This window comes from Maribacter algarum (ex Zhang et al. 2020), assembly GCF_005885635.1.
Classification (GTDB): Bacteria; Bacteroidota; Bacteroidia; order Flavobacteriales; family Flavobacteriaceae; genus Maribacter_C; species Maribacter_C algarum.
This window is the reverse complement of the sequence record NZ_VATY01000004.1, coordinates 63,027-80,377: the sequence shown is the minus strand read 5'-3', so window position 1 is coordinate 80,377 and position 17,351 is coordinate 63,027. Positions and strand designations below refer to the sequence as shown.

General features: G+C 37.5%; 17 protein-coding genes and 1 riboswitch. Of the genes, 8 read left to right on the top strand and 9 right to left on the bottom strand.

Annotated elements, in window-relative coordinates:
* The first annotated feature begins 57 nt into the window (after positions 1–57).
* The gene (gene pgl / locus FEE95_RS17460; RefSeq protein ID WP_138659310.1) at positions 58–780 is read left to right on the top strand and encodes a 6-phosphogluconolactonase; all 723 of its coding nucleotides are present in this window, start codon (positions 58–60) and stop codon (positions 778–780) included.
* Here pgl and FEE95_RS17455 read toward each other — a convergent pair.
* From FEE95_RS17455 to FEE95_RS17430, 6 genes are all read right to left on the bottom strand, one after another.
* A complete protein-coding gene (locus FEE95_RS17455; RefSeq protein ID WP_212748454.1) occupies positions 761–1,306 on the bottom strand; it encodes an acyl-CoA thioesterase in 546 nt (181 codons plus the stop codon). The two genes, pgl and FEE95_RS17455, sit on opposite strands and share 20 nt — an antisense overlap.
* Before the next feature lie 3 nt (positions 1,307–1,309).
* The gene (locus FEE95_RS17450) at positions 1,310–1,675 is read right to left on the bottom strand and encodes a 6-phosphogluconate dehydrogenase (RefSeq protein ID WP_138659309.1); all 366 of its coding nucleotides are present in this window, start codon (positions 1,673–1,675) and stop codon (positions 1,310–1,312) included.
* Positions 1,672–3,039 (bottom strand): DNA recombination protein RmuC, encoded by a 1,368-nt coding sequence (locus tag FEE95_RS17445; protein WP_138659308.1) that lies wholly within the window; start codon positions 3,037–3,039, stop codon positions 1,672–1,674. Before FEE95_RS17445 ends, FEE95_RS17450 begins: the two co-directional genes overlap by 4 nt.
* Before the next feature lie 65 nt (positions 3,040–3,104).
* Positions 3,105–3,887, bottom strand: a complete 783-nt coding sequence (locus FEE95_RS17440) for an ABC transporter ATP-binding protein (protein ID WP_138659307.1) — start codon at positions 3,885–3,887, stop codon at positions 3,105–3,107.
* The gene (locus FEE95_RS17435; protein WP_138659306.1) at positions 3,884–4,915 is read right to left on the bottom strand and encodes a FecCD family ABC transporter permease; all 1,032 of its coding nucleotides are present in this window, start codon (positions 4,913–4,915) and stop codon (positions 3,884–3,886) included. Before FEE95_RS17435 ends, FEE95_RS17440 begins: the two co-directional genes overlap by 4 nt.
* Before the next feature lie 2 nt (positions 4,916–4,917).
* A complete protein-coding gene (locus FEE95_RS17430; RefSeq protein ID WP_138659305.1) occupies positions 4,918–6,081 on the bottom strand; it encodes an ABC transporter substrate-binding protein in 1,164 nt (387 codons plus the stop codon).
* A gap of 54 nt (positions 6,082–6,135) precedes the next feature.
* Positions 6,136–6,387: riboswitch (cobalamin riboswitch) on the top strand.
* Between the two features lie 34 nt (positions 6,388–6,421).
* Between FEE95_RS17430 and FEE95_RS17425 the strand changes: the two genes are divergently transcribed.
* Together FEE95_RS17425 and FEE95_RS17420 are read left to right on the top strand one after the other, a co-directional pair.
* Positions 6,422–8,260, top strand: a complete 1,839-nt coding sequence (locus tag FEE95_RS17425; protein WP_138659304.1) for a TonB-dependent receptor plug domain-containing protein — start codon at positions 6,422–6,424, stop codon at positions 8,258–8,260.
* Positions 8,261–8,263: 3 nt separating this feature from the next.
* Entirely contained in the window at positions 8,264–9,322 is a 1,059-nt protein-coding gene (locus FEE95_RS17420) for a YncE family protein (RefSeq protein WP_138659303.1), read from the top strand.
* A 78-nt stretch (positions 9,323–9,400) separates the two neighbouring features.
* Here the strand turns inward: FEE95_RS17420 and FEE95_RS17415 are convergent, their stop codons facing one another.
* The 3 genes from FEE95_RS17415 to FEE95_RS17405 form a co-directional block, all read right to left on the bottom strand.
* Positions 9,401–10,897 (bottom strand): S41 family peptidase, encoded by a 1,497-nt coding sequence (locus FEE95_RS17415; protein WP_138659302.1) that lies wholly within the window; start codon positions 10,895–10,897, stop codon positions 9,401–9,403.
* Positions 10,898–10,947: 50 nt separating this feature from the next.
* Positions 10,948–12,486, bottom strand: a complete 1,539-nt coding sequence (locus tag FEE95_RS17410; protein ID WP_138659301.1) for a S41 family peptidase — start codon at positions 12,484–12,486, stop codon at positions 10,948–10,950.
* 148 nt (positions 12,487–12,634) lie between these two features.
* Entirely contained in the window at positions 12,635–14,209 is a 1,575-nt protein-coding gene (locus FEE95_RS17405) for a S41 family peptidase (protein WP_138659300.1), read from the bottom strand.
* Between the two features lie 276 nt (positions 14,210–14,485).
* Between FEE95_RS17405 and FEE95_RS17400 the strand changes: the two genes are divergently transcribed.
* The 5 genes from FEE95_RS17400 to FEE95_RS17380 all read left to right on the top strand — a co-directional run bounded on the left by FEE95_RS17400 (position 14,486) and on the right by FEE95_RS17380 (position 17,312).
* The gene (locus tag FEE95_RS17400) at positions 14,486–14,995 is read left to right on the top strand and encodes an RNA polymerase sigma factor (RefSeq protein ID WP_138659299.1); all 510 of its coding nucleotides are present in this window, start codon (positions 14,486–14,488) and stop codon (positions 14,993–14,995) included.
* The gene (locus FEE95_RS17395; RefSeq protein ID WP_138659298.1) at positions 14,982–15,416 is read left to right on the top strand and encodes a hypothetical protein; all 435 of its coding nucleotides are present in this window, start codon (positions 14,982–14,984) and stop codon (positions 15,414–15,416) included. Before FEE95_RS17400 ends, FEE95_RS17395 begins: the two co-directional genes overlap by 14 nt.
* A gap of 33 nt (positions 15,417–15,449) precedes the next feature.
* Positions 15,450–15,998 carry a DUF4252 domain-containing protein gene (locus FEE95_RS17390; protein ID WP_138659297.1) on the top strand — a complete coding sequence of 183 codons (549 nt, stop codon included), beginning with the start codon at positions 15,450–15,452 and terminating at the stop codon, positions 15,996–15,998.
* 136 nt (positions 15,999–16,134) lie between these two features.
* Positions 16,135–16,677 carry a DUF4252 domain-containing protein gene (locus tag FEE95_RS17385; RefSeq protein ID WP_138659296.1) on the top strand — a complete coding sequence of 181 codons (543 nt, stop codon included), beginning with the start codon at positions 16,135–16,137 and terminating at the stop codon, positions 16,675–16,677.
* Positions 16,678–16,754: 77 nt separating this feature from the next.
* Entirely contained in the window at positions 16,755–17,312 is a 558-nt protein-coding gene (locus FEE95_RS17380; RefSeq protein WP_238474612.1) for a DUF4252 domain-containing protein, read from the top strand.
* The last annotated feature ends 39 nt before the right edge of the window (positions 17,313–17,351 follow it).

Here is a 17,351-nt window from a genome sequence, read left to right as displayed (position 1 = left end):
TAAATTAAAATATAAAAGCGAATTGCACATTGCGAATTGCCATAAGCGTAAAAGGAAATGAAACTTAAAATATCAAAAACAAAACAAGAAGTAGCGCTGAACTTTTCAAGGTATCTTGCAATTTTGATAGCGAATATGGAAGAAGTCCATATTGCACTTTCAGGTGGAAGCACACCGAAAATCGTTTTTGACGAATTGGCCGCGAATTTTCAAACGGACATTGATTGGAGCGGAGTTCATTTGTATTGGGGTGATGAACGTTGCGTTGAACCTACAGCTGAGCAAAGCAATTATAGAATGACTTTGGAACATTTGATTTCTAAGATTACCATTCCGGAAGAAAATATACATCGTATTAAAGGTGAAAACGAACCTGAATATGAGGCGAAGCGCTATGGAGCGTTTCTTGAAGAAAACTTACCTAAGACAAATGGTCTTCCTAAATTCGACTTGGTTATTTTGGGTATGGGCGATGATGGACACACGGCTTCCATTTTTCCGCATGAAATAAAATTATGGCATTCGGAAAAGTATTGCGAAGTGGCAGTCCACGCAGATTCGGGACAAAAGCGGGTTTCCTTGACAGGGCAAGTCATTAATAATGCTGATACCGTGGTATTTCTGGTTACAGGAGAAAGTAAAGCTGAAAAGTTTAAAGAAATCAAAAATAAATCGGGAGCTTATGAAGATTACCCAGCAAGTCTGGTAAATCCATCCTCAGGAAGATTATTATGGTTTTTAGATGAATCTGCCGCAGGAATTACTTCAACTCAATCTTGATGTTATCATCAAATAAAGAATCTAAGTAATCTTCGGCTTTAAAGTTGCTTTCGTCAAACTTTGTATCTCTTAGAAAGGCAGCCTCTTTACGAAATTTACTGCGAGCAAATCGGCGAACACCTTGCTCATCTTGAATAAGAAGTCCAGGAACTTCAGCACTTTTGCCTTCTTCTGTTTTGGCAACCATGGTAAAATAAGAGGAATTACAATGTCGTCGCTTACCTGTGGTGATATTTTGCGATTCTACGCGTACGCCTACTACCATTGATGTTCTGCCTGTATAATTGATGGAAGCTTTTAAAGTAAGTAGTTCACCAACTTCTACTGGACTCCTGAAATCAACCCGATTCACTGAGGCCGTTACACAATACTTTTGAGAGTGTTTTGACGCACACGCAAAAGCAATTTGGTCCATCAGATTTAAAATATGCCCTCCATGAATTTTACCTCCAAAGTTGGAATGGGAGGGAAGCATAAGTTCCGTAATAGAAAGACGAGATTCTCGGGCTGTTTTAAACTTTTCCACGAATCAGTTTCTTATATGTGGCGATGGCACATTGGTTACCTTGGTGATGTAATACTTTGTATCGCCCAACCAGAAGAAGGTGGCGTAACGTTCCACGTATTCAAGTTTTACATATTGTCCGTTATAGTCTTTCAAATCTTTGATAACCTCTTGGTTTTTCTGCAGTACGGAAAACTTGAATATCTGTGCACCAGAAACACCTTGGCTTATTTCACCTTCCCAGGTGTTAAAAACGACACCTTTATTACTGAATTTAATTAACTCCCCTGAGCGGGCACCTTCGCTATACGGCACAAAATAAACAAAGGCATATACCAATGTAAATAGAGTGCCAACTATTAGAACGATACTAATTAGTGTTTTTTTCATAATTTTAATTTCGGTTCTTCGAAGCCTGTCTCATCAGCAGATAGGTCATCTTCTTGTGCTCTTCTCAAAATAGGTTCAGGAATTGACTTCTTGGCCTTGGCCCCCATTTTCTTTAACTTTTCAATACTCGTAATAATGTTACCGCGACCTTCAACCAATTTATTCATGGCGCCTTTATATTCACTTTTGGCGTCATCCATCTTTTTACCCACCTTGGTTAGGTCGTTTACAAAGCCTTCAAATTTGTCATAAAGTGCCCCGGCTTGTCGAGCAATTTCAATAGCGTTTCTTTGCTGTTTTTCATTATTCCACATGGTATCTATCGTACGTAATGTTGCTAATAGGGTAGATGGAGTAACGATGACGATATTTTGTTCGAATGCTTTGTTGTACAGTAAGTTATCATTGTTTATTGCAATAGCAAATGCAGGTTCTATGGGGATGAAAAGCAAAACAAAATCAGGACTTTCCATTTCATACAAATCCTCATATTTTTTAGCGGATAATTGATCTACATGTCTTCTGAGAGAATTGATATGGTCTTTTAGGTATTTTGCTTGTTCATCATCATTTTCTGCATTTACAAAACGCTCATAGTCGGTTAGGGAAACCTTCGAATCAACAATCATCTTCTTTCCGTCAGGAAGGTTGATAATAACATCAGGAAGAACCCGAGAACCATCTTCAAGCGTGAAACTCTGCTGTACGGAATATTCCCTGTCTTTTTCTAGTCCAGATTTTTCTAGTACACGTTCTAAGACGAGTTCACCCCAATTTCCTTGCATTTTACTATCACCTTTTAAAGCTTTCGTAAGATTTTCAGCCTCTTGGGTTATTTTAAGATTTTGCGTTTGAAGATTTAAAAGCTGCTCTTTCAAAGCAGAATGAATGCTAATATTCTCTTTTTGACTTTCTTCAACCTTCTTTTCGAATAATTGAATCTTTTCATTTAAGGGTGTAAGAATGTCTTTGATGTTCTTCTCGTTTCGCTCAGTAAATTTTAAACTCTTTTCTTCTAAAATCTTATTTGCTAGGTTTTCAAACTCTTTGGTGAACTTTTCTTGAAGTTTTTCAACCTCCTCTTTTTGTTCTTTATTTTTTAAATGGAGGTTCTCCATATCTGCTTCGTAACGAACGATTTGGTTGCCTAATTGTTCTTTCTCAGTTTGTAAATACATTTTGTGTTCTTCGGTATCTCGAAGACGCTGTTCTAGAACACCCAAGTTATTAGTGAGCTGCTGCTGCCTTTCTGCTAAGGCACTTTGACTTGATTTTGTTTTTAGGTTTTGGATGTAATTCCCAAGAAAATAGCCAGCTGCAAGGCATAGTAATCCTACTAAAAGATATATCAAATATTCGTTCATTCCCGTTCAAAAGTGTAGCCAGTAAATATACAAGAATGCCTTAGAAAATAAAATAACTACGGTGTTTACTTTTGAATGCGAAAAGTACCCGTATTCGCATCAAAAATAACCGTATCAGAGGGGAATAGGGTATCAAAAGCTCTTTTTTCTATTAGTTCATTGGGCGTTCCATACGAACTATCGCTTTCCTTTAACAATAATAGCTTATCACAGAGTTGAATCACCATTTCAATTTCATGACTTGTAAATAGAATGGTTTTCTTCGTTTCCTCAGTTATGGATTTGAGGAGTTTTAAAATTTGCACTTTATGATATAAGTCCAAATGAGTGGTAGGTTCATCTAGTAAAATGATGGAGGTATCTTGTGCTAAAGCCCGTGCTATCATAACCCTTTGCAATTGTCCGTCACTCAATTCATAACACTTCTTATGGACTAAATCTTCAAGTTGCAGCATTTGAATAGCTTCCTTGATTTTTGATGTATCCTGTTCCGTTAAAGTGCCAATCCAATTTGTGTAGGGCTGTCTGCCAAGTGCGATTACTTCCTGAACCGTTAGATTTTTCGAAGCGATGGGTTCCGTCAAAACAATACTGATTTCTGAGGCTAAGGCTGATGTATCCAGCGTATTTAAAGCTTTTCCTTCTATTGAAATACTTCCGGATAAGGAAGGCTGAATTTTGGCTAATGTGCGCAGTAAGGTTGATTTCCCGATTCCGTTGATGCCAACAATTCCTATGAATTCCCCTGAAAGGGAATCAAAATTAATGGTATTAGCGACCGTAACATTCTTGTAACCAATTGTAAGGTCCTTTGTAGAAATGGTGATATGTTGGGTATCCGAACTCAAAACAGCATTCTTCTTTTTCGGGTGAGGAGCCAAATCACGACCGGCGCCCCGATTATACTGGTAATTGCATTGATAGGAAGCACATTTGCCGAGCTTGGTATTTGTGCTACGATGTCACAGAGCAACATTAAAATTGCCCCGTACAGGAGCACCGCAGGCATCAAAACTTTATGGTCTGTTGTATTGAATATTTGACGCGTTAAATGTGGTACTGCAAGCCCGACGAAGGCAATGGGTCCTGCGAAAGCGGTTACGCTCCCTGCGAGTAACGCTGTTGCGATGATGATGATATATCTTGATTTTTTCAACTGTAGGCCCATACTGCGTGCGTAATTCTCGCCTAGTAGCAAGGCATTTAATGATTTTATGGAAGCAATACCCAGTAGTATTCCCATCAAGATTATTCCTCCTAACAGCGATAGTTGGTACCAGGATAAATCCCCAAGGCTACCGAAAGACCAATATACATAGCGTTGCAATTTTTCGGAGGTGGTGAAATAGGAGAGAACACTCACAATGGCTGCCGTAATGCTTCCGAACATTAAACCTATTATCAATAAGGCCATGGTGTCTTTTACTCTTGAGGCGACGGTTAAGACCGCTAAGAGGACTAAAAAACTTCCTAAACTTGCTCCTAAGGCAAGTGATACACTATTGGCAATTTCGAAAGTAGCGACGCCTGAAAAAATAGAGGCTCCCATGATGAGAAGTGCTGCACCTAGGCTGGCACCAGAACTAATACCTAGTACAAAAGGTCCGGCCAAAGGATTTCGAAAAAGGGTTTGCATTAATAACCCGCTTAAGGCCAAAGCGCTACCAGCTAAGATTGCGGTCAGGGCTTTGGGTATTCTGTATTTCCAGATAATATAGTGCCAAGATTCGTTTTCAATATTTCCCGAAAATAGTTCGCTAAGTGTACTTTTAAAAGGAATGGAAACCGATCCCAGACTAATATTCAAGATGAAACAGATGACTAAGGTGATACCCAATAGTACAAATGAATTTTGGTATTTGGTGGTGTTTTCCAATCTTATTCAAGGGGCTTAAAAAGTAAATTTTGGTACTCTGGTAAAAGCTCTGGATGAAAAATATGTATAAGGTCTTTTAAAACCAAATCAGGTCGCTGTGGCGCAAGTTCGTAATACAGTAATCCTCCCGTGTCGCCCTTTGTACTTGAAAAAGTGAACACTTTCTTATTTTGAAAAGCATCGAACTGTTGGTAATGTGGACTAGCTTCGGACATGCTTTTGTAGGTGGTAAACTGCGAAGGACCAATCCAGAAATCTGCAGTTTTACTTTTTTCTAGAACCGTTTCCCAACTTAGGGAGAGACTACCAGTTCCTGAGGTATTTTTCCACAGGTAATTGGCGTTGGCATCTGCCAAAAACTGTGCCGCCCAGCTCTTTCCGGCGGGCAGGTACCAGACGTCTTTGTACATCGCTCCACTCAAAACCGTTGGAGGCTGTTTGGCTGTTTTTGCTAAAATTTTTGCTTCTAGATAGGAATCTTTAATTTGACTGAAGATGCTATCTGCCATTACCTCTTTTTCAAAAAAGGGAGCGAAGAATTTAATCCATTCTGCTTTTCCTAAGGGAGTTTCTTCCGTCCAATCACCATTATAAACGACGGGAATATTTGAGCGTTGTATGGTTTCGTATGTTTTATTCTGATTGTTGATACTAAAACCAACCACTACATCAGGATTCATTTCCAAGACCATTTCAGTGTTTATCGATTCGTTGTTACCGAGTTCTTTTATCAATCCGCTATCAATACGTTTTCTAGTCTTTTGTGAGGAAATATATTTGGTATCAGGAAAACCGATGAGTTTGTCTTCAACGCCCAAAGCTTCCAAAGCAGGAATATGGGTTGTTGAAGTAGCAACGACTTTTTCTACTGGAACAGTAATAATGGCATCATATTCATCTTTGTTTAAGCTAATACTAGCCAATTTTTGACGGGAAATTAGCGCATATGTAAAAGCAGACTCAGCATTAGGCCATGGAGAAGTAATTTTTATTATGGTAATTCCGTTAGTGGACCTTTCTATGGAAAACCCTTTTGCATATTCAATTTCTCCCTGTTTTATGGGAGTTATGTCCGGAAACTTTTCTTTTTTCTGTTGTTTACAAGAAAAAAGAAAAACTAGTGAAAGAATAAAAAGAAGTTTTTTCAATTGGAATAGAATCTGCATTTTTCAAAAGTAGTATTATTTAATCTTTCGTCTGAAAGATTAAACAAAATGTTTACTTTTGACTTGAATTTTGGTTTGACGAACAAATGCTGAAACGAGTTCAGTATTGACTTCGTCAATTAAAAGGGAATCTGGTGAGAATCCAGAGCTGTTCCCGCAACTGTAAGCATACGTTGATTTAGTTCAGCGTCTCTCCCAAAAAGGGAATTTGTTATTTACTGCAGTACCACTGTCCGCCGGCTAGCGGATGGGAAGGTTAAATAACAAAATGCAAGTCAGGAGACCTGCCTTAATTCATAACCAAAATCGATAGACTTTCGGGTAAAAGGTCTTCCGTGATATGAAAAATGTAATCCTTCTTTTATTCACATTTTTAGGTGTGAATCTGGTTTTTGGGCAACGTGACTCCGTTATCTTCTTGCAAGAAGTGGTGCTATCTGATAGTAAACTACAAGAGTTCGCTGATGGTATAAAAGTAACGCAGCTTAATGATTCCGTGTTGCAGAGAAATCAAGGCATGCTGACCGATAATCTGCAATTCAATACACCCATTTATTTCAGGCAAAATGGCTATGGAATGGTTTCATCGGCAAGTTTTCGCGGGACCTCCGCTTCACAAACTGCTGTTGTCTGGAATGGAATCAATATCAATTCACAACTTACGGGTCAAACCGATTTTAATACGGTTATGGCGCAAAACTTGAGCGAGGTATTCGTTAGAAGTGGGGGCGGAAGCACCCAGTATGGGACGGGTGCTATCGGAGGAAGTATTCATTTGAATCAGAATCTGGCCTTTGGCAGTCCGTTTGAAAATAGATTTCGAATTGGGTATGGTAGTTTTGATACGAATACTATTGGGTATCAATCTCAATGGGGAACTAATAAAACTTCATTCAGCCTAGGCATCGGTCATTTTAGTTCCACAAATAATTTTAAATATTTAGGAACAGATAGAAGAAACGAAAATGGCGCTTTTTCGAATCAAAACCTAGATATCGCTATCGGGCAGTTGCTTTCAAAATCGAATCTACTCAAGGTGTATCAGAATACGTTTTTCGGTAATCGCGATTTTTCCGGAACGCTGACTGCCCCATCCAATGATAATTATCGCGACCTAAATACACGTTCACTGGTAGAGTGGACCAATTTTGAAACCAATTACATACAAAGAGTAAAAGCTGCTTACCTATCGGAGCGCTATCGGTATTATGCTAATAAAGAACGCGAAGAATTTAGTTTTGGAACATCTGGAAGCTTCTTATTAAACTATGATTATTTGTACCGTTACAAGAAGTGGAAGTTGAACGGAATTATTGAAGCAAATACGATAAATGCGCAAGGCTCATCCATCAATAAGGAAAGCAGAAATCGTTTGGCCGGCATCTTATTGATTTCACATAGACCTTCTAATAATTTCAGTTACGGCATAGATATTCGAAAAGATTGGGTGAGTGATTTTGAGAGTCCCTTTGTGTATTCTATAGATATAAAATACGAGCCTACAGAAAGTTATACGATCAATTTGAATACTTCGAAGAACTTTAGAATTCCCACTTTTAATGATTTGTATTGGGAAGGAGGAGGTGCAGTTGGAAATTCTGAACTGCTTCCGGAAACTTCATTACAAGGTGAAATAGGACAAACTTTAAGTGGAAAAAATTATAGTCTATCCTTAAACGGGTTTTACATTTCCACGATTGATTTAATTCAATGGCGACCTGATGTTTCTGGTAATTGGTCTCCCATTAATGTAAAAGACGTCACTCATTACGGACTTGAATTTGAAACGGAATTCCTAAAGAAATCCGGGGAACATCAATGGCAATGGAAGAATGGATACGCTTATACCAAAGCTATAGACAATGAAAGTAAGCAGCAATTGATTTACGTACCTTACCACAAAATCACTTCTAATCTTGCCTATTCCTATAAAAAGTGGGGTGCTTTTACACAAGGGCTTTATAACGGAGAAGTTTTTACAAGTACCGACAACAATCAAAATCTTTCAGCTTATCTGGTGCTCAATGCCGGACTGACCTATGGCTTTCCTAAGAAAAAGGGTATTGAGACAGAAGTTCATGTTGTAATTAACAATCTATTGAACGAGAATTATCAAAACGTGGCATTTCGACCCATGCCCAACAGAAATATTCACCTTAACCTTAATTTTAAATTTTAAAGAATGCGATTTAAAAATGTAGTATCAGTAATTGCTATCGGTTTTCTTATCGGAGCTTGTGACAGTGGAATTAAAAGTTTGGACCCTATTTTTATTGGAGATTATGCATCAGGCATTTTAGTAAGCAATGAAGGTCCTTTCAATAATGGAACGGGTACAGTTTCTTTCATCCCAAATGATTTGAGCAGCGCGGAAAATGCAATTTATAAAAAAGTTAATAATACAGATTTAGGTAACGTGGTACAATCGATAGGCTTTGATGAAAATAGAGCTTACGTAGTTGCAAATGTTTCAAATACGATTACGGTGGTAGATCGAAGTACTTTTGGAAAAATTGCGGTTATTTCTGAGGGATTAAATAATCCACGTTACTTTTTAGCACTTGATGGTAAGGGTTATGTCACGAATTGGGGAGACCCGAATGATGTCACGGATGATTTTATTGCAATGATAAACCTAATGACCAATACAGTAGAGGGCACGATTCCTGTTGATTTTGGGCCAGAGGAAATTATTTCACGACAAAGGACAATCTATGTGGCTCATCAAGGTGGTTTCGGTCAGAATAACAAAGTTTCGGTAATTGATGGAAGTACAGATGAGGTCTCCACTACCATTGAAATTGGTGATGTACCTAAAGCTATGCAATTAGACGCTGTTGGAAATCTTTGGGTACTATCTTCTGGAAAGCCTTCTTTTAGTGGAGAAGAAACCGCTGGCTCATTATCGAAAATCAATACAACAACAAACGAGGTTGAATCAAGTATAGATTTCAGTGTTACTGAACATCCGAACCATCTTGGGTATGATGGTACTAATTTATACTATACTTTGGACGGAGCAGTTTACAGTATTGCTACATCAGCAACACAGCTTCCCACAGAAAAAACTTTTGATGGAGTAGGTACCTACGCAATGACTGTTAGAGATGGCAGATTGTATACTACAGATGCTAAAGATTTTGCTAGTAACGGGAGCTTGAGTATTTATGATTTAAGTACAAAAGATGAAGTGAAGACTTTTGAACTTGGTATTATTCCTGGGGGAATTTATTTTAACTAATAAATCCAATGAAACAAAAAAGGCTTGGTAAATCAGATCTACCAAGCCTTTTTTTATCATGTTCCTTGTATGTCTAAGCTACTCAATCTCTATAAATGGCACATCAGTAACATACATATTGTCCTTTACTGGAGTAAACATCTTCGAGTTAGTAAATTCACTTACAGGCACTTGAACCCCAGTATTTCTTTTACCGGATACTGTTCCTGTTATAAGCTCAATTGCTTTTGCAAGTAGAGGTTCATTTTGATCGCCCAATACGCCCATATTTGTCAGATCTTCTTTGAGTTCAAAGTCAGGTGTTAAACCTGCTGTATATTCTGAAAAGCCATCTGCATTTTCATTTCGTCCGACTAAGGGTTGTAATGCCCAATTATTGGAACTTTTAATCTGATTTTCCCTTTCCCTACTATAAATATATCTGTTGGCACGATCATCAACTAGTGTTACAGAGAACTCGTTCTTTCCTCTGGTAACATCGCCAATTTGAATAACATCTACGTAAGGCTCTAGACCATTTATAACTAACTCGGTGGCAGAAGCAGATCCTTTTGTTGTTAAAATATAAACCTTAGATAGGTTTAAAGTATTTACACCCGTACCAGCAGGTGTTTTGTCTCTAAAAAAACGTCGTACATCTATATTGTTTTTTTGTAAAACGGCTTGATACTTATTGTTGTACTTGGCTTTTAAGAAAACATCATTGGTATTGGTACCATATACCATACTTGAAAGAAGAGCGGAAGAATTCACATCACCCCCTGGATTATATCTCATATCCAATACAAGATTTGTAACACCACCAGATTTAAAACGACTGAATACCTCGTTTAGCTGCTCGTCGAACTCATTTATAAAACCATTGTATACCAAGTACCCGATTTTCTCGCCACTGATTTCAAATATCTTATCCAAAAAAATGGGATCTTCGGCCAATCCCTCTTCTTTAGTCAATGAAACTTCCTTACCATTCAAAGTGAATTCATTATCTACGAAATCTGCCATGTTGAGGGTATATGTGGTAACGTCTCCGAATAACAAATCCCTAAAGTTAGTCGTGGTAAGTGCTTGCCCATCTACCGCTGTGAAAATTTCACCTCTACTAATATCCTTATTTGCAGCATCAGAACCTGGAATAATATAGCGAACAAGGCCAAAAACACTGTCACTACCTGTGAAGTTAATCAGCCCGAATTCTAAACCGTTACTTTTAGAAATTCCCGCTAAGGAATTCGTAAGGGTAGTATAATCATCTGAAAAGAAAGTGAAGCGATCTTCAGAAAACCGTAGCTGATTGGTGAGAAAATCGGCAGGGTTAGCTTCTGATTTCAAAAATTCGGTATAGGCTTTAGTGCCAGCTTCAGAAATTGGAAACTTGTCATCCGCTAAATTAGGGACTTCTTCTTGCCAAAAATACCAGTAATTCATAGCCTTCCACATAAAATCCTGTACATCGACACCAGCGTTTGCTTCTGCGTCAACGGTTGCTGGGATTGCAAAATCATCAGCCTTTTTACTACAGGCGGAAAGTAGAAGTAAGCAGAAGAAAAGCGAAATAATTTTTAAATCTTTCATTCTTGGTAATTTGGAGCAATTATTTTTGATTAGTAACGAAATTAAAAAAGCTATTTGTTGTCGGAAATTGATTTTGGATTAATTAGTCCGTTCAATGACATCATACCATCAGGATATTCCATTTCTTCAGTACTGTTAATTATATTAGCAGGAAAAACCGCATCGAAGTTTGTTTTAGAACTCGTTGCAGAAATTTCGTTCAAAGTAAAATTTAACAAACGCTCTGAGGGATCTCCAAGAATGCCCATATTGGCAATATCTTCAATAATTGGCTTATCTGGTATTAGACCAGCGGTATAATCTTCGAATCCAGCTGCGTTTTGAGCTCTGCCTAAAATAGGTTGTATACCCCATTGATTTTTAGGATTGATATTGGATTCTCGATCTGGATTGTACAGGAAGTCGTATGCCGCATCATCAACTAAGGTGAAAGAAAACTCATTTTTTCCAGCTGTTGCGTCTCCAATTTGGATTACATCCATATACGGATTTAAACCATTGATTAAAAATTCGCTGGCAGAGGCTGTGGAACCAGTAGTAATCACATAAACCCGGTTTAAGTTTAGAGAATTTATAGGTGTTCCATTTGATGTTTCATCCACAAAATAAAAACTGCTTGCCCAAAAAGTGTTTGCCAATTTGGAATTTGTTCTGTCCTTCGCAAATAATTGGCTCGTATCAGTAGAGTATATTGAACTAGCCATTTGTAGGGCGGAGTCTGTTGCTCCTCCTGGGTTGTACCTTAAATCAAGAATAAGTTCATCAATATTAGCCGCTTTAAAGGTTTCGAAAACTTCATTTAATTGTTCATTATATTCAGAAATAAACTGATTGTACATGAAGTATCCGATTTTCAATCCATTTTGTTCAATAATTTTATTAATGAAAATAGGATCTCTCTGTGTACCAGACTCTTTGGTTAAACTTAGTTCACGCCCATTAGGCACAATTGTGTTATCTACCAAGTCGGCAAAATTCAAAGTATAGGTTTCGGAACCACTATTACCAAGTAAATCGATATAGTTGTCAAGAGTTAAGTCTATGCCATTTACTGCTGTAAAAATGTCACCTCGTTTAATATCTTTTCCATCGGCATTTGACCCAGGTATTATGTATCGTACAAAGCCAAAAACATCATTATTGGTTGGACCGTATGTAGCTGTTCCGAAGCGAACGCCATTGGTTTTCGAAATGCCCGCAAATCCATTCACTAAGTCCTTGTAGTTTTCTCGTAGAAAACTGAACCGGTCAATTGCTGCTGCTTCTCCTACAATATCAATATGCTGATTGCATAATTTAAAGAAAAAATCTGCCGGGTTCGATTCCTTTGATAAAAAGTCAACATAATCAGAAGTCACATCGTCTTTGGTATCTGCTAAATCTGAAACGTCTGATTGCCAAAAATAGTAGGTATTCATGGCCTTCCACATAAAATCTTGAACTGGGTAGTCCGCAACGGACTTAACAACTGGAGTAGGAGTGGCAGGAGGCGTGCTATCAGGGTTGTTTGCAACAGCATTATCATCATTTTTACTGCATGAGAACGCAATAAAACATAATAGGAGCGTACTTATTTTTAAATATTTCATTCTCGATAATTTGTAATGCTAAATACCGTCCGATACAAATCAAAACCCCTACTTTCCGATGTTTCAAAGTTAGGGTAAATTTGAAATAATGGTACACGAAAATCCTTGATAGGGTCATACACCATTTAGAATAGTATTTTAATCTACCCTATTTGGTGCCTGTGTCAGCCTTTTGTTTTGATATGAGTGGGATATTTTTAAAAATTAGCTCCCCACCTTTTGCTTTTTGCAATGATGAGCTAGAAAACAAGTCCACAGGATACACGGATGTAAAATCTTTTTTACTGGTTGACGCATCTATTTCTTCCAAAGCTCTAGCAAATAGGCGTTCGTTTGGATCACCCAAACTACCCAGTTGACTAAGATCTTCACTGATTTCAACATTTGGTACAAGGCCTGCAGAGTAATCCCCGAAGCCCTCTGAATTTTCAGTTTGACTTACAATTGGTTGAATAGCCCATTGATTATCGGGGTTTATTTCATCTTCTCTATCACGGTCGTAGCCAAAACCAGTAGATGGACTATCAACTAAGGTGAGAGACCCTTGGTTCTTACCGACTGTCCTTTCACCAATATGAACTACTTCAACATAAGGTCTTAGACCGTTCATTAATAGTTCGCTGGCTGAAGCAGAATTCCGTGTAGCTATAATATAAACCTTGCTCAAATTAAGACTATTTAAAGGAATATTACTATTACCATCATTGGTGCCAGTATCCGCAACGAAATTGGTTTTGTCACCGCCTACTACATCCCAAGCTTCTTCCAGTCTGCTATTAAATCTTCTGTTATAAAATACTTTATCAGGATTAGCCTCATAGATTAGACTTCCCAAGATTTGAGTAATGTATCCAAAGCCTCCGGGATTATATCTCAAGTCTAGTACTAATTCATTGATACCCTGCGCCTTTAGCTCTCCAAAAGCTTCGTTTAACGGTTCGCCAGAATTCCCTGCAAATTGGTTATAAACCATATAGCCAACTTTGATTCCATTGTGTTCAATAACCTGATTTACTAGAATTGGATTTTCAACTAGACCTTCTTGTTTTGTAAGTGATAATTCTCTCCCGTTTGGAGCAATCGTACCATTTGCCAGGGTTGCAAAGTTTAGGGTATAGGTATCTTCCTCCCCAAATAAAAGGTCTCTGTAATTGTCTATGGTTAAATCCGTGCCATTTACACCAATGAAAATATCACCACGTTTAATATCTTTAGTATCTGCATCAGAGCCCTTCACAATATATCTAACGAAACCAAAAAGACCTCTTGAATCAGTAATTCTACCTAGTCCGAATTCTACACCATTACTTTTGGACACCCCTGCAAACCCCTGAACAATATCTTTGTAATTTTCACTTAAGAAGCTAAATCTATCTACAGCGTTGTTACCTCCAACAACATTCTCATGCTCATTACATAGTTTGTTGAAAAAAAAGTCCTCTGGGTCTGTTGATGAACCTAGAAAATTAACATAGGCCGGGTCTGATGGACCTGTAAATCTATTGTCAGCTAAATCAGCAACATCTTCTTGCCAAAAATAATATATGTTCATAGCTCTCCACATAAAATCTTGTACAGGATAATCGGCGACCGTTTTTACAACCGGGGTTTCTTCTTCTGGCATCTCCTCTGAAGTTTCAGGAGGAGATATAGGATCATCATTTGTTTCACAGCTAAAAATAATAAGCCCCAAGGCCAACAATAGGAGGAAGTACTTTTTCATTTTCTTTTTTAGTTAAGTCGCTACTGTGACTAAAAATTACAAGCAGCTTATGGTTTACTCAATAAATTAACAATTTACATAACAAATACCCTACCACATTTTCTTCATGCTTAATTTTGATTTTGGTTTTTACAAAAGGTACTTTTAGAATTGTTATAATATGTCCCTAAAATAGGGACATTGACAAGAATAAAAAATTTATTGTAACAAAAATCGTTGTACTTCGTCTTCCTTATGTAAACGGTTAAAACAGCTTGCAAAACTATACCAACTAAAATGCAGCAGTCAGAATTTTTAAATGTAGTAATGCCTTTTAAGGATAAGCTCTATAGGCTAGCAAAGCGTCTGCTTGTTTCTACTGAGGAAGCTGAAGATGCAACACAAGAAATTCTGTTGAAACTCTGGAACAAAAACGCCTCTTTCGAGAAGTATAAAAACGTTGAGGCTTTTGCAATGACTATGACAAAGAACTTTTGCCTAGACAGATTGAAATCTAAGCAAGCGGGGAATTTAAAATTAGTTCATAGCAATTACCAAGAAAAGGGAAGCCTTTTACAAAAACAAATAGAGGCAAAAGACAGTGTAAGCTGGGTAGAACGGATTATGGAAGAGCTACCTGAACAACAAAAAATGGTTTTGCAATTGCGGGATGTAGAGGAATATGATTATGACGAGATTGCAGAAATGCTTGATATGCAACCAACAGCAGTACGAGTAGCTTTATCTAGAGCAAGAAAAACAGTTAGAGAAAAATTGACACAAAAACATAGTTATGGAATCGGATAACATTAAAGAACTAGTAGAAAAGTATTTTGAAGCAACTACCACGGTTGCGGAAGAAGATACACTTCGGGCTTATTTCTCAAAAGGAGGTGTTACTCCTGAGTTAGAGCAGTATGTGCCCATGTTTCAATATTTTTCTAATGCTAAAGAGGAGAAATTCACCAAGCAAGTCCCCTTAGATACGATCGCTAGCGTTACAAAAAGACGATTCAACTATAAATGGTTATCGGTAGCTGCAGTAGGGCTTCTCATGTTTGGCATCTATTTTGGTAAGAGTTACCAAGAAAAGCGAGAAGCAGAATATGCCTATCAAGAAACAAAGAAGGCAATGACCCTATTGGCACAAAATTTCAATCGTGGTACTGAAAAAGTGGCATACCTGAATCAATTTGAAGAAACAAAACAAAAAGTATATAACAAATAGTAAAATCCCTCAGAAACAATTAAAATTAAAAAAATGAAAAAGTTAGTAGTAATAATAGTGATGGCCTTTATCCCCTTAACGGGGTTCTCACAGAGCATTTTCGATAAATACGAAGATTTAGATGATGTGAGTGCCGTGGTAGTAAGTAAGAGCATGTTCAATCTTTTAGCTAAGATGGATGTTGACGTGGACGATCCGGAAGCTCAAGAATATATGGATATGGCCCAAAGCTTAAGTGGTCTCAAAGTTTTTATCACTGAAAACCCAAAGATTTCAGCAGATATGAAAGGCGAGGTTACGAAGTATTTGAAATCTTCTAAGATGGAAGAGTTAATGCGTGTAAAGGACAAAGATGCCAATGTCAAGTTTTACATAAGAAATGGAAAAGATGAAGATCATGTAAGCGAATTATTGATGTTCGTTACAGGTATGAAGAATGTAGATGTTGAGGTGAATGGGCGAAAGTTCGAAACTGTATTATTATCCTTAACGGGAGATATTGATTTGAATAAAATTGGGTCACTTACCAAAAAAATGAACCTTCCGGAAGAATTGAATAAAGCCGGTAAGAATAACAAGTAAACCGTAAATAGCTGCTGTGAGCAGTATATAATTATCATCAATCAATTCATGCCGAACTGGTTTCGGCATCTAATTTAATCCTAATCAGACCTTGAAACCCCAGAAGCATCGGGGCAGGGCAAAAAACAAAACAGTCATGAGAAAACTTAGTTTAGTAGTAGCAATCGCAATTTTACCATTATTTGGATTTTCACAATCTATCTTCGACAAGTACGAGGATATGGATAATGTAGGCACAGTAGTGGTCAACAAAGGAATGATAGACCTGGTCAGCAAAATAGGAAGCATGACTGATGACGAAGAAGCACGGGAATTTGCCGAGGTAGCTAAAGGTATCAATGGAATTAAGGTATTTATCACAGAAGACAAAGGAGTTTCCTCTAGTATGGCATCTACAGTGAAAAAATACTTGAAATCATCTTCAATGGAGGAACTAATGCGTGTTAAAGACAAAGATGTAAACGTAAAGTTCTATATCAAAAGTGGTAAAGATGAAGATCACGTTAGAGAGTTATTGATGTTCGTTTCAGGCATGAAAGATGTAGATTTAGATGTCAACGGTAGAAAATTTGAAACTGTCTTAGTTTCAATGACGGGTGATATCGATTTGAACAAAATTGGGGCAATCACCAATAAAATGAATTTGCCTGATGATTTGAAGAAAGCAGAACGTAATTAGAAACTAATAAGATATTCAGTTAACAGTTGTAGTAAACAGATTAAAAACTGTGCACTGCAACTGCAAACTGTTTGCTAATGAAAAGAAGAATTAAGATGAAAAATATTGTACGATTATTAGTGTTGACCCTAGTAGTGACAATGGCCAGTTGTTCTAGCACACAAAGCCTTCAAGAATATTATGTTGACAATTCGGAAAATCCGAATTTTTTGTCGTTTGATGTACCAGTCAGTCTACTGAATCTTGAAGAAGTTGAATTATCCACTAAAGAAAAAGAGGCGATATCCTCTTTAAAGAAATTAGATGTTTTGGCTTTTAAAAAGACAACTGAAAACACTTCAGAGTATAGTGCGCAGAAAACAAGTGTTAAGACAATCTTGAAAAACCCTGACTTTACAGAGCTTATGAAAATGAATACGCCTTATGGTAAGGCCACAGTAAAGTACTTAGGTGACGAAGATGCCATTGATGAAGTAATCATCTATGGAGACAATAAAGAAAAAGGCTTTGCCCTAATTCGTGTGTTAGGCAAAGACATGAACCCGGCAAATATGATGCAATTACTTCAGGCAATTCAAAAATCAGATTATAAAGGAGAAGGATTTGAAAAATTAGAAGGCTTGCTGAAAGGATAATAGTATCAAATAAGAATAAAATAAGAACCCGTCGCGAAT